The 13729-nt window shown below is 42.7% G+C and carries 11 protein-coding genes; 6 read left to right on the top strand and 5 right to left on the bottom strand.

Annotated elements, in window-relative coordinates; translation table 11 throughout:
• The first annotated feature begins 337 nt into the window (after positions 1-337).
• Positions 338-1831 carry a catalase gene (locus tag V7K79_RS05105; RefSeq protein ID WP_335045306.1) on the top strand — a complete coding sequence of 498 codons (1494 nt, stop codon included), beginning with the start codon at positions 338-340 and terminating at the stop codon, positions 1829-1831.
• A 446-nt stretch (positions 1832-2277) separates the two neighbouring features.
• Here the strand turns inward: V7K79_RS05105 and V7K79_RS05100 are convergent, their stop codons facing one another.
• The 4 genes from V7K79_RS05100 to V7K79_RS05085 all read right to left on the bottom strand — a co-directional run bounded on the left by V7K79_RS05100 (position 2278) and on the right by V7K79_RS05085 (position 7409).
• Positions 2278-4098, bottom strand: a complete 1821-nt coding sequence (locus tag V7K79_RS05100) for a tetratricopeptide repeat protein (protein ID WP_335045305.1) — start codon at positions 4096-4098, stop codon at positions 2278-2280.
• Positions 4092-5468, bottom strand: a complete 1377-nt coding sequence (locus V7K79_RS05095) for an NB-ARC domain-containing protein (protein WP_335045303.1) — start codon at positions 5466-5468, stop codon at positions 4092-4094. The genes V7K79_RS05100 and V7K79_RS05095 overlap by 7 nt, the downstream gene beginning before the upstream one ends.
• 259 nt (positions 5469-5727) lie before the next feature.
• Positions 5728-6903, bottom strand: coding sequence for a hypothetical protein (locus V7K79_RS05090; protein ID WP_335045301.1), 1176 nt, complete (start codon positions 6901-6903; stop codon positions 5728-5730).
• 77 nt (positions 6904-6980) lie between these two features.
• Positions 6981-7409, bottom strand: coding sequence for a hypothetical protein (locus V7K79_RS05085; RefSeq protein ID WP_335045299.1), 429 nt, complete (start codon positions 7407-7409; stop codon positions 6981-6983).
• A gap of 508 nt (positions 7410-7917) precedes the next feature.
• Here V7K79_RS05085 and psbQ point away from each other — a divergent pair.
• The 4 genes from psbQ (at position 7918) to hemJ (ending at position 11423) form a co-directional block, all read left to right on the top strand.
• Positions 7918-8385: a photosystem II protein PsbQ gene (psbQ, locus tag V7K79_RS05080; RefSeq protein ID WP_335045297.1), complete on the top strand. Its 468-nt coding sequence runs from the start codon at positions 7918-7920 to the stop codon at positions 8383-8385.
• A 99-nt stretch (positions 8386-8484) separates the two neighbouring features.
• Complete coding sequence (locus tag V7K79_RS05075) at positions 8485-9591, top strand: NAD(P)/FAD-dependent oxidoreductase (protein ID WP_335045296.1); 1107 nt, start codon at positions 8485-8487, stop codon at positions 9589-9591.
• Positions 9592-9711: 120 nt separating this feature from the next.
• On the top strand, positions 9712-10563 hold the full coding sequence (locus V7K79_RS05070) for an alpha/beta fold hydrolase (RefSeq protein WP_335045294.1): 852 nt from the start codon (positions 9712-9714) through the stop codon (positions 10561-10563).
• 278 nt (positions 10564-10841) lie between these two features.
• Positions 10842-11423, top strand: a complete 582-nt coding sequence (gene hemJ / locus V7K79_RS05065) for a protoporphyrinogen oxidase HemJ (protein WP_335045292.1) — start codon at positions 10842-10844, stop codon at positions 11421-11423.
• Positions 11424-11730: 307 nt separating this feature from the next.
• Here hemJ and V7K79_RS05060 read toward each other — a convergent pair whose 3' ends face one another.
• Positions 11731-12639 (bottom strand): peptidoglycan-binding protein, encoded by a 909-nt coding sequence (locus tag V7K79_RS05060; protein WP_335045291.1) that lies wholly within the window; start codon positions 12637-12639, stop codon positions 11731-11733.
• 230 nt (positions 12640-12869) lie between these two features.
• On the opposite strand from V7K79_RS05060, the gene V7K79_RS05055 reads away from it, so the two are divergent.
• Positions 12870-13729, top strand: an 860-nt coding sequence (locus V7K79_RS05055) for a leucine-rich repeat domain-containing protein (protein WP_335045289.1), incomplete at its 3' end; no start/stop codon positions are given.

Raw genomic sequence — 13729 nt, 5'->3', positions numbered from 1 at the left:
TCTTCAGAAAGGTGATTTTTGGCTGGCATAAGTGGCTGATACTAAATTAATTATTTAATCTCTTATTATACAATCTAGCTGCCTAACAGCTTACACACTCATTGGTAGGGGCGCATAGGTATTTGTGCGTCCCTACAGCCGATTTGTTTGTTGCAAATTTTTTTACTCTCAAAAATAAAAAATTATTATCTTGTAATTCATAATCATATCGAGTATGATTACTATATAAACTCGTTATGACTATGAATTAGTTTGTTCTATCAGTGAATATCTGTTTATCTACTGATTAAAATGTACTGTGGCCAATCTGAGTAACTTAATGGAGAGCTTCTAATCCATGACTGAACACCAAAAATTGACAACTGCTGACGGTATTCCTGTTGGCGATAATCAGAACTCGCTCACGGCTGGATCGCGCGGGCCTTTATTAATACAAGATTTTCATCTCTTAGAAAAGCTGGCTCATTTCAACAGAGAACGTATTCCTGAGAGAGTTGTCCACGCTAAAGGTGCAGCTGCTCACGGTACTTTGACTATTACCAATGACATCAGCCGTTACAGCAAAGCCAAACTTTTTTCTGAAATTGGCAAGAAAACGGAACTTCTCTTGCGCTTTTCTACAGTCGGGGGAGAAAGGGGTTCAGCAGATGCGGAGCGCGACCCTAGAGGTTTTTCCCTCAAGTTTTATACTGAGGAGGGTAACTGGGATCTTGTAGGTAACAATACCCCTGTTTTCTTCATCCGCGACCCTTTGAAGTTTCCTGATTTCATCCATACCCAAAAGCGCAATCCCCAAACCAATTGCAAAGACCATAATGCAAGGTGGGATTTCTGGTCACTCAGTCCAGAATCGCTTCACCAGGTGACGATTCTGTTTTCAGATCGGGGAATTCCGAAAAACCATCGACACATGGACGGCTTTGGTAGCCACACCTTCAGTTTGATTAATGCTGAAGGCGATCGCGTTTGGTGCAAATTTCACTTTAAGACTCTGCAAGGGCATCAAACCTTGACTGAGGATGAATCGGCTATGATTAAGGGCGAAGATCCAGATCATGCAACTCACGATTTATTTGAAGCGATCGCTCAAGGAGATTATCCCAAATGGCGGATGTCTATTCAGGTAATGACTGAGGAGCAAGCAGCCAAACATCCAGATAATCCCTTTGACTTAACCAAAGTTTGGAAGCACTCAGATTATCCTTTAATCGAAGTCGGGATATTAGAGCTAAATCGGAACCCTGAGAATTATTTCGCCGAAGTTGAGCAAGCCGCTTTTAGCCCTAGTGCAGTGGTCGGGGGTGTTAGTTTCTCTCCAGACAAAATGCTGCAAGCTCGCATCTTTTCTTACCCAGATGCTCAACGGTATCGCTTGGGTGGTAACTATCAGCAACTACCTGTCAACCAGCCCAAATGTCCAGTGATGCATTATCAGCGAGATGGCTTTATGGCTCCGGGGAACAACCACGGTAGCGCTCCTAACTATGAACCGAATAGTACTGAGGGTACGCCCAAAGAAAATCCAGCTTATGCAGAACCACCTACTCATTTGGGCGATGTTACAGTCGATCGTTACAGTCATCGTGAAGGAAACGACGATTACACCCAAGCAGGTAATCTGTATCGGTTAATGACTCCTGAGCAGCAAGAGCGTCTTGCTGATAATATCGTTGGCAGTCTCTCTGAAGCGAGACAGGATATCCAAATGCGCCAACTTTGCCACTTCTTCCGGGCAGATATTTCTTATGGCCGTCGTGTCGCTGAGGGGTTAGGCATTTCAATCGATCCTTCAATGTTTGCTGCAACTGCTCAACTTGTAGGTAACTGGTAGTTTCGTAGGGTGTGTTATGCCGTAGGCTAACGCACCGAAAATCTGGATGCTGAGTTACGTACTTCAGCTAGATTTAGATCCCCGACTTCTTCAATAAATCGGGGATTTGATATGAGTTTGCATCCGCTTTAAATCGGGAATGGAGTTCAAAGACTCATTAATGGACTTTAAAGACTCATTAATGGAGTTCAAAGGCTCACTAAGTAGAGAAATAAAAATATTTACAGTTATTGCGATCGCACCCTTCGCAAAGCATATCGTAGAGAAGTAGTTTTAGGCGTTGCGATCGCTTTATTTTGCTTCACTGCATTTGCGATCGCATTGTGTAATTAATTATCTTGCCTACCTATTAGACTGGGATTTGAATCCCCGGCGGGTAATGCAGCCGATGCAGATTACCTAAATTACTGAAACCAACGGGAGACAAAAGCAACCATTCTCCTGAATCAAGGCTGACGATTCCGCCGCAAGTATTTTAGATTCTCACGGAAGGTTATTGTATTGGGATGATTTTCTCCTAGCTGCCATTCAGCAATCTCTAAAGCTTGAATGTACAAAGGTAAAGCGAAGCTGAACCTTCCCTGTGAACAGTAGAATGCAGCCAAATTGTTCAAGCTAATTGCCACATCCGGGTGAGATTCCCCCAGCAGGTGTTTTCTCATTTCCAACGCTTTGATGAACAAAGGTTCAGCTTCGTTGTAGCGTTTCTCTAAACGGTAAAGTCCTGCCAAATTGTTTAAGCTTTGTGCCACATCCGGGTGAGATTCCCCCAATAGGCGTCTTGTCATCTCCAAGGCTTTGATGAACAAAAGTTCAGCTTTTCTGTAATGTCCCAGACAGGAGTAGACAAATGCCAAATTGTTCAAGTTTTGTGCCACATCTGGGTGAGATTCTCCCAGCAGGCGTTTTCTCATTTCCAAAGCTTGAATGAACAAAAGTTCCGTTTCGCTGTAATGTCCCAGAGAAGAGTAAAGGAATGCCAAATTGTTCAGGCTTTGTGCCACATCTGGGTGAGATTCTCCCAACAGGCGTCTTCTGGTATCTAAAGCTTTGATGAACAAGGTTTCCGCTTCTCTGTAGCGTGCTAAGGAACGGTAGAGTAATGCCAAATCATTCTGGCTTTGTGCTACATCCGGGTGAGATTCACCCAGTAGGCGTTTTCTTATCTCCAAAGCTTTGATGAACAAAGGTTTTGCTTCTTTGTAGCGTCCCAGAGTTCGGTAGAGTCCTGCCAAATTGTTCAGACTGTTTGCCACATCCGAGTGTTCATCCCCCAGTAGGCGTTTTTTAATATCCAAAGCTTGGATGAATAAAGGTTCGGCTTCGCTGTAGCGTCCCTGCAAACGGTAGAGTCCTGCCAAATTGTTCAAACTATTTGCCACATTGGAGTTTAATTTCCTCAGCAGGTGTTTTCTGATTTCCAAAGCTTGGATGAACAAAAGTTCAGCTTCGCTGTAGCGTCCCAGAGTTCGGTAGAGTAATGCCAAATTATTTAAGCTTTGTGCCACATCCGGGTGAGATTCTCCCAACAGGTGTCTTTTCATCTCCAATGCTTGAATAAACAAAGGTTCGGCTTTTCTGTAGTGTCCTTGGGAGTCGTAAAGTAATGCCAAATTGTTTAAGCTGTGTGCCACATTGAGGTGTGATTCTCCAAAGCGTTCTTTTGTGACTAATAAACTTTGTTCATACCAAGGTAAAACTTGCTCGTACCAAGTGAAAACTTGCTCACCAGCCTCTTGTCCTTGGTAAAATCTACCTAAGCCAACAAGAGCCGAAATTAACTCTTGATTGCTGATCCAATCTTGATAAGCTGTGGTAATTTCTGCAACGTGAGGGATGGCAAAGGTTACTTGCTCAATTTCTATCTGTGTGAGTCTCTGAGGAATCTTCCGCGCCACAGCTACCATTGTTTGACAAAATCCACGCTTAAGTTCATTACCTTCAGCCAAATCTTCTAACTTCTGGCGCAGTAATTCTTGAATACAATCGTGAACTTGGTAAGTATCATCGGCTAATTTTTGCAGCAGATAACGCTCAACTAGAACTGTACAGTTAGCTTTAAGGTCAAATTCCAAATGGCTAGAAATCGCTGTTGATTCTACTAAAGACCAAGGAATAGGAGCCAAAGTAAACAAACTTAATAGACAAGCTAATTTTTGTGCTTCTGGTTCTAAGCACTGCCAATTCAACTCAAAGGCTGCTACTACACCAGACTCGCCTGTTGATGCTGATAATTGCTGTAGCCGTGCAAGGATATCTGCTAGCATGATCCTTTCGTTTGCTCTCGGTATTGTGCTGCTATTTGATAAATTCCAATGGGTATACAACCTACAAAATCACAGAGTTTCTTAGCAAACTCTAATTCTCTCTCAACCCAATCTTTTCCTAACAGGGTTGTTAACAATTTTAAGGCTCCATCTGGTGACAATGCACCTAATTTTAACGATGGATATATTAACCCTGTGTTTTGTCTAGTGGTAATTAACACCTTAAATTGAGAACCTCTGGGTGGTAAATAAGCTTGAATTTGCATCCAGTCTTTAACATCATCAAATACTAATAATACCTGGTTACGTTGCCAATTCCGCCAGCAATAGTTCAGTCTATTAGCTCTGCTTAATTCATAAGGAATCGTAAAATTTGGAATATATAAGATCGCAAAATCTAGTAGTTGTTTTCTTATATTAATTCCTTGGGGATTTAACCAACAACACCCACCGGGGTAATCTTCTAAAAATTGCCATGAGTATTGAATGGCTAACTCTGTTTTACCCACCCCACCTTTCTCAGTCATATCGGTAATTGCCACAATATCATTTGCTTGTAATAGCTGGCGCAATTGTTCTATTTGCTCATCCCTTCCAACAAATTCACGAGCTTGACTTTGTTGGATATTATGCGGGATATTAAACGGGTTGAAATGAGATTTTTCAATATCTCCATCCCAACTGCGGGAATAAAAATAAGTCGGCAGTTGTTTTTTATCTAAACTATTAAATCGCTGCTTAACTGCCTCAGTAACTTCCCTCATATCCGGCGGAAAAGTCCCATTAGCTTTAGCAAAAGCCTCTCTCACCGCTTTAGAAAAGTATCCTGTTTTGTTGTCAGAATTTACCTCAGCTTTTTCTCCTTCCCGCGTAGCCAGTAACACAAATTGTTGACTATCTTTATGTGGCTGTCCACTCAAAAAAGCTTTGCCACCTAAGTTAGTTGGTCTTCCCTTCGACTCTAAAACATAATTGGCACAGGCATCAATAATACAAATATGATTACGAATCTGAAATTTATCGGAACCCAACAAAACTAATAAAGAATTCAAATCTAAATTCTGCCAATTCTGTTTATTTGCATCAGCACAAAGCAACCGACGCTCTCGTTCTGAGGTAATCAAACCATGTCCTGCCCAAAAAATGTAGAGTAAATCCCCCAACTTTGGGGATAAAAAGTTAGTCACAATGTCGGAGATATTTTGCTCAGTTGCTAACTCTACAGTTAACCCACATTCCCCAATTAACTGATGATTTTCTTCCAGCGCTGATAAACATAACCGGATATTCTCCCTCGGTACACCGCGCCGATGCAGCCAATAAGCAAATTTCAGCGCGTCATTGGCTGGCCCCCACCCGTCACATTCCAAGCAGATTCGTGGTACTTTTCAATACCCACAATTAACCCAAATGTCTGCTCAGGTTTAGCCGTCAACTGCATGATGATTTGGTTTCTCACCTCCTATGGAAAATGACCTAACCCCCTAATCCCCTAATCCCCTTCCCTAGCAGGGAATCTAGGGTGTACACACTTGAATCACCCCCCTTAATCCCCCCTTATAAAGGGGGGAGATAAAGAAATCTTGTTCCCTCCCCTTTACAAGGGGAGGGTTAGGGTGGGGTAAACCATTATGGCAACCTCGGAATAATCGCCTCCCAGGTTTTGGCATTTGTCCAATAAGCTCCGTGAGAACGGGGAAATGGTTGTTTACTATCTACTACCACATCCTGCACACGCTCAGGGAAAATTCTATTACCCACGTAACTGAGAAAATCCCGTAAATCGTAGATATTCAACCATTGAGGGAAATGCTCTGGCAATAACTGCCCATATTCTAAGCTGTAGAGGGCGTTAATCTCATATAAAAAAGGTGCTTGGGAACCAACTGTTACCAATAATTCCACCTGAGACAACTGCTGCTGCACTAGCAAATCTACACAAGCGATACCTCCCAAACTATGGGCGATTAAAACCACTGGCGGTTCTGCTTGGGTAATTTGTTGCTGGATAAACGCCCTGATTTTTTCACCCCGCGTCTGATACAACAAAATATCACCAGGCATAGGGGAGACTTTATCAGTTAACTCAAGGCGGTTTCCTCTGACATAATTTGTTCCGCCGTGCTGTGCTAATTCAAGAAGTGGCTTTAATAACCAGCCACCCAATCCTAACTCCGCCTCTGTCAAAGCCAGAGTCAGCAATTCCACAACTTTATCGCGTAATTGGGCATCAGTGAGTATCAAAGGAAATTTTTCTTGCTGTTCGCTAATAAACATTGCTTGAGCCACAACTGCTCTAGCTATTGGTGGATAATATTCACTCAAATCAGATTCGGAAACAGTGAGCAATGCCTGATGATACGGTTCACTGTGGATAACATCTTCTCGTGCTGGCTCAAATACCTCTGCAATTCCCGCCTCTTGCAACTTAGCTTCCAGTTGAGATGTCGGTGTGAGACTGGCTACACGAGATTGTAAAACATCCCCTGGTTCTTCCCCAAAGGGATTTCCTGCTTCAATCGGTTTCAAAGACAACAGCCGTAATTCATACAGAGGGTCGCGGTATAATTGCCCCCACTGTACAATATCTGCATTTTCTTCTCCTGGAGATAAAGCCAGTGTCGCATCTTCCAAGGGTACTGATGCCCGATTATCATTGAACTTCGCACCTAATGCACCCCAAAGACAGGGAGAAACTTTGATATCAGGACGTTGGGCGTGAATCTTTTGCTCAATTATCTGAAAAGTTTCGTTGTATTCTCGTTCTCTAATGCCTGTGCCATGTACAAATATTACAGTGGTCATTGTGATATGGGTGGCTATGCCTACGCAAAGCTTTCCTCTGTATTATTCCTCACTACTTTCTCTGACACAAGTTAATTTTATTCACTTGGTTTATTAAAAACTTCTAAAATCTGTCGGCAAATCTGTTTTAGCTTCTCCTCGATTTCACCAGAAGGCGAAGATGCGCCGACAACATTCCAGTTTTCTACCGTAGAAAGTCGCCACGCTTCGCCGCGATGATCGAATCCAGCCACCTCTACACCGATCGCCCGACGGGAATTATTGATGGGATCTTGATAAAATCGGATTTGAATTAAAATACTACGACTTCGCCAAGATTTGCTGATACCAGGAAAGTGAAAGCCAATATCTATAGAATCTGGATCGACTAACTCCCTAGTTTCCGGGTCATTTTTCCAGGGTTTGAGATCGGATTTGGCATCAGGAAACTCGAATTTGAACAAATTAACTACCGTGGCAATGTTGCTGGCGAGTTCAAGGTTCGTTGCCTGTTCAGCTGCGTTCACTAAAAAATACTCCTATATAGCGTCGGCATCTTCGGGGATGTGAAGACAGAAAAACCGCCAGAAGGCTTATCTGATTGGTGTTTCAGCTTATCAAGACCTTTTATATTTAGCAACTCTAAATCATATTTCCCTAACAATATCAGTTAACGTGAGTTCGACAAGTCTTATTTGACCTCTCCCCCAGCCCCTCTCTGTGTAGGAGAGGAAAGCAAAAAACTGAATTCGTTGCTTCTTTCTTTCCGTTTCCCAGAGACAGGCTGGGAGAAAGAGGTTGGTCAAACTGACGTTTGAGTTACTAATAGAAGTCAAAAATCGCTCCTGATTGGGACTGGCAAACACCTCTTAAGTAATTGTACTTAAAAATTCTTCAAAAGCAGATGAAACTCTGCTCTTTGAAGAAAATATCAATATTTTCTGCAAAATCCTTGGCTGACAAGAACGATTAACTGCGCTAGCGATCTAAAATGACACTGTTAATCAGTAAACCAAAAGCAATTAAGTTCAATATATGGTGCGTCAACGCTCGATTTTTTCATTTTTCCTAGTACTATTGGCCACATTCTTGATTAGTTGTGGTGGCCCTGGTGCTGCGGTAGCACCTCCGACTTACACAGCAATACAACTTGAAAAAATTCAGGCTTATGTTCCTGAAATTCAGGCTGTGCGCGATCGCTCACAAGAGTTGACGACCCTAATAAAAAGAGGTGATTGGATTAATGTGCGTAACTTTACACACGGGCCGATAACAGAAGCAAGGCTGAACCTGACTTATGTCACTTCCAACCTTCTACCCAAAGACCAACCCAAAGCACGTGAAATAACGCGAGATTTGTTTAACGACCTGGTTAAACTTGATAGAGCTACTAGTGCTGGCAATCCTCAAGTTGCCTTAGATAACTCCCAAGCTGCTTTCGCAGAGATTGACAAATTCTTCCAACTGCTTCCTAATACCAGCAGTGAAGCAGAGGCAAGTTAAGCGCAAGGTAAGATGAGCAAAGGCGGATGAGGGAGAGTAAAAATTATTTAGTTGCTCCCCCTTGTCCCGCTACTTCCCCATCTTTGCTTAAAAACAGTAATGAGTCATGTAGTTATTGTCGGTTGTGGTGTAGTTGGGGCTGCGATCGCATACCAACTAAGTCTAATAAAAGGGCTGAAAATCACAGTTTGCGATCGCCAACCACCAGCACAAGCTTCCACAGGCGCTGCACTTGGCGTTTTGATGGGCGTAATCAGCCAAAAAATCAAGGGCAAAGCTTGGCAGATGCGACAAACTAGCATCCAACGCTATGAAACCTTGATTCCTGAATTAGAAGCTTTAACAAATCGCAAAATTCCTTTTAATCGTCAGGGAATTCTCATGCTTTTGTCTGATTCTTCCCTAGAGGCGATGTCAGCATGGGAAAAACTAGTAAAAATTCGCCACTCTCAAGGCTGGAATTTAGAAATTTGGGACACGGCTAAACTCCAGAATGTTTGTCCTCAATTAGAACGTGAAAAAATTACTGGCGCTGTCTATTCTCCGCAAGACCGCCAACTCGATCCAACTGCCCTCACCTTAGCTTTAGTTGAAGCTGCCCAGCAAAATGGTGTAACTTTCAAATTTGGCGTGACTGTTTTGGATGCCCCAAGCTCAACATCTGAATTTTGCGATTGTCTTGAGACTACAGAAGGAAAAATAGCTGCTGATTGGTTTGTAATTGCAGCAGGATTAGGTTCAACTCCACTAACGGCAAAATTAAATCAGATAATTGATATCCGCCCCGTACTTGGGCAAGCCTTGCAAATGCGTGTGGGACATCCATTAGGTAATCCCGACTTCCAGCCAGCGATAACGGGTAACGATGTCCATATTGTTCCTGTGGGTGGTGGAGACTATTGGATAGGCGCAACTGTGGAATTTCCTAGCAATGGCGATGAGATACCGCCAAATCAAGAACTGCTGGAATCGATTAGAGAACAAGCGATCGCATTTTGTCCAGAGTTAGCCACAGCAACTATTCTCCGCACCTGGTCGGGGTTACGTCCCCGTCCTGAAGGACGCCCAGCCCCAGTTATTGGTAAGCTACCAGGGTTTAGTAACGTTCTCCTAGCTACCGGACACTATCGCAACGGCGTTTTACTAGCACCCGCTACAGCTTATGCGATTCGTGAGATGATTAATTTCTCAGGGGTTGGGGACTAGGGACTAGAGACTGGGGACTGGGGACTGGGGACTGGGAAGTAGGGGACTGAATTCTTCTTATCAGTACTCAATATCCAATACCAAATACCCAATACCCAATGCCCAATATAGGAAAATAGCGTGTCAATAACAGAACATAAAATCAATGTAGATTCACTGGAGTGGTTTTATCGGGAGTCTTTACCAATCGGCAGAAGTGACTTAGCACCTGTGTTGTTGCTACACGGCTTAGTTTCACAAAGTTACAGTTGGCGTCATATTATACCTGCCTTGGCGAAGCAGGGTACAAGAGCGATCGCTCCAGATTGGATTGGTTACGGCTTTTCTGCCAAACCAGAAAAACGAGATTTTGCTTACACTCCCGATGCTTTTATCACAGCTTTAGAAGGATTTATTAAAGCCATAGAACTTGAACATTTTTCTTTAGTTGTCCAAGGCTTTTTAGGTTCTGTAGGACTACAATATGCTTTGCGTCATCCAGAACAAATTGCTAATTTAGCTATTTTAAATACACCAATTTCAACTGCTGCTAAATTACCCTGGAAAATTAAACAAATGGGTTTACCTTTAGCAGGTGAAGTAATGACCCAAGACCCCTTATTAGTCGATCGGACACTAGAAGGTGGAAGTCGTTATCGCATAGGAGATAAAGATTTAGATATTTATCGAAAACCATTTTTAACTGCTTCTTCGTCTGGTCGAAGTCTCTTAGCAAGTATTCGCAATCTACAACTTGATTCAGCGATGACAGAAATACAAACTGGCTTTAAAGAATGGCAACAACCAATTCTAATTCAATGGGGTATGATTGACCCCTGGCTACCTGTAGACATTGCCGAAAACTTTGCCAATTCTGTACCAAATACTGAATTAATAAAACTTAATAACGTCGGACATTATCCTCAAGAACACTACCACGAGACGATTTTGCAAGACCTCTTACCCTTTGTACGTCGTAAAGATACTCATTGACAATATAGCTCTGGCAAAAATCGATATTATAAAAATGAATGTCAGAATTCAGGAGTCAGAATTCAGAATTCAGGAATCAGAATCAATTAGTGGAGGATACAAAATTATCACTGTAGTCCACTAAATGGAAGATTGAGTGGCAGAATTCAAATATTATTTCTTGTTAAAACTCCATCCTTTAACTGGTGGAATATTCTGGATTCTGAATTCTGACTACTGACTCCTTTTTATTCCCATTAAAAATGGTTCGTAACCACAAGTAAAGGAGATTATGATTCATGGCTTATTCATGGTTTAAAGCCTTTCATATTGTCGGATTTGTAGTTTGGTTCGCTGGTTTATTCTACCTAGTACGTCTTTTTATCTATCACGTTGAAGCGAACCTTGAACCTGAACCTGCACAAACGATACTGAAAAATCAGTATCAAATTATGGAAAAGCGCCTTTACTATATCATCACTAACCCAGGAATGTTTGTGACGATCGCAATGGCTATCGGTTTATTAACCACTGAACCGGACGTTTTAAAAGAGGGTTGGTTGCATATTAAACTGCTGTTTGTGGCAATTTTAATTGGCTATCATCATTACTGCGCTCGGCTGATGAAGAAATTAGCAGTAAATGAATGTCGGTGGAATAGTCAGCAATTACGTGCTTTAAATGAAGCACCGACAGTTATGTTAGTAGCGATCGTGTTGCTGGCTGTGTTTAAAAATAATCTACCTACAGATATCGCTGCTTGGGCTATTTTTGCCATGATTATCTTGATGGCAGTCACTATTCAACTTTACGCCAAAAAACGCAGACAGGATAAAGAGAAGCTGACGGCACAGATAGGGCAACCACAAGAACAAAGTTAGATTTAGTAAGGTAGCACAGCTGGGCTACCTTACTAAATCTTGCATCACAACATTGAAGAAGAATTCAGAAGTCAGAATTCAGGAGTCAGAATTCAGGAGTCAGAATCAATTAGTGGGGGATTCAAAGCCGCCACTAATTGAAGACTACTAAATCTTCTCTTTCAGAGACGCTGCGCGAACAATTTAATGGGGATCTTAAACCCGTTAATTTATCCGCCAGTCACACAGAATTCAATTGGAGAATTCTGGCTCCTGACTCCTGACTCCTGGATTCTATCTTTATAAATGCTACCAATTAACCATTACTTCATCCTGGAAAGGTTTTGAGTAAATCATCCCCAGGAATTACAGCAGTGTAAAAAGTATATTTGCGATTAGCGACATAACGACGATCTTGTTTAACAATCGCCATAAACTCCCTATGTCCATCACGGGTACGTCCTACTAAACAACCTGCGCTAGCAAGGCGAATATCATTCCGGGGAAAATCAAAGCCGTAGTGTTGATTCACATAAAAATCATTACCTGTATCAAGCTTGTCGCCAGTCCGTTTAAAATCTTGGTTGAAATCTCTATAAACAGTGATATCTCCAACTTGCACTAATGCTTCGTGAGGCTCTGCTGTGCCGTGAATACCAACAGCCCAAGCTTTGTATTGTCCAAACTGAATCCTAGCTGCTCCTTTGGGATTCATCGGATTATAAGTGTAGTACCTCCCTGGTTCTGTAGTCGCTTCCCAGTGATCGACAATTTTGGGAATACCATTTACTACTTCAATCACAATCCGGCGATCGTTAAATTGATTGGGCGTGTCACTGTTGAGAGTCCAGTCTGCATCTATGCCCTCTACATAAACAATGTTGTATTCTTTGGGATTGGTAAATACCTGATAACCTTTGGATAGCATATATTTCACAATCTTACTAGCGATGTCATTGCCTAGTTTTAAGGGGGGTTTGGGAAGATCGTCTATTTTGGTTTCAATTAGTTTCTTGGCTGTGACTGCTCCTAAAAAACCATTCTCTTCAGTTTTTGTTAATTCTTGAAACTTTTTGAGAGATATTACAGAAACAGGGCCAAAGTTACCATCGGCTGGAGGTTCCAGCAAACCTAAGCCGATTAACAATATCTGAATCTGACGAGCCAAGTCTGCATCTTCTGCGATCGCATCAAATGACCATTTATCATTTTTTCCCAAGAAATCTTGTAGTTTCATTATGCACCTGCTTTCATTTACTGAGTTCTAAGTATAAACATCATTTTTAAAACTGATGTTGTTTGAAACTATACTCTAACCTGAAATATGATGTCATCTGGAGTCTGCGATCGCACGCACATTGCCTGAATGCAATACTTCATACAGGCTACATTATTAATTAGCTTAATTTCTCTGCTGCGCGTTCAAGCAGCAACTCGTCGTCAGGCATCGCCTCTGTAAAACCCGAAATGACTAACAAAAAACTGCTGCAAATTATTGAACAAGCTGTCAGAGACAAGGTGACAGAATTAGACCTTTCTGGCAAAGGCTTAACAACGCTGCCACCGGAAATTGTCCAACTCACCAACCTGCAAACCCTCCACCTCAGCGACAATCAACTGAGCAGTCTGCCACCGGAAATTGTCCAACTCACCAACCTGCAATCCCTCTACCTCATCAGTAATCAACTGAGCAGTCTGCCACCGGAAATTGTCCAACTCACCAACCTGCAATCCCTCTACCTCCCCTTAAATCAACTGAGCAGTCTGCCACCGGAAATTGGCCAACTCACCAACCTGCAATCCCTCCACCTCATCGGTAATCAACTGAGCAGTCTGCCAGCGGAAATTGGCCAACTCACCAACCTGCAATCCCTCGACCTCCGCAGTAATCAACTGAGCAGTCTGCCAGCGGAAATTGGCCAACTCACCAACCTGCAATCCCTCTACCTCAACAGTAATCAACTGAGCAGTCTGCCAGCGGAAATTGGCCAACTCACCAACCTGCAATCCCTCCACCTCATCGGTAATCAACTGAGCAGTCTGCCAGCGGAGATTGGCCAACTCACCAACCTGCAATCCCTCTACCTCAGCGACAATCAACTGAGCAGTCTGCCAGCGGAAATTGTCCAACTCACCAACCTGCAATCCCTCCACCTCAGCGACAATCAACTGAGCAGTCTGCCAGCGGAAATTGGCCAACTCACCAACCTGCAATCCCTCTACCTCAGCGACAATCAACTGAGCAGTCTGCCAGCGGAATTTGGCCAACTCACTAACCTGCAATCCCTCGACCTCAACAATAATCAACTGAGCAGTCTGCCAGCGGA

Source organism: Nostoc sp. (genome assembly GCF_036917575.1).
GTDB lineage: Bacteria > Cyanobacteriota > Cyanobacteriia > Cyanobacteriales > Nostocaceae > Nostoc.
This window is presented reverse-complemented; position numbering and strand designations above follow the sequence as displayed.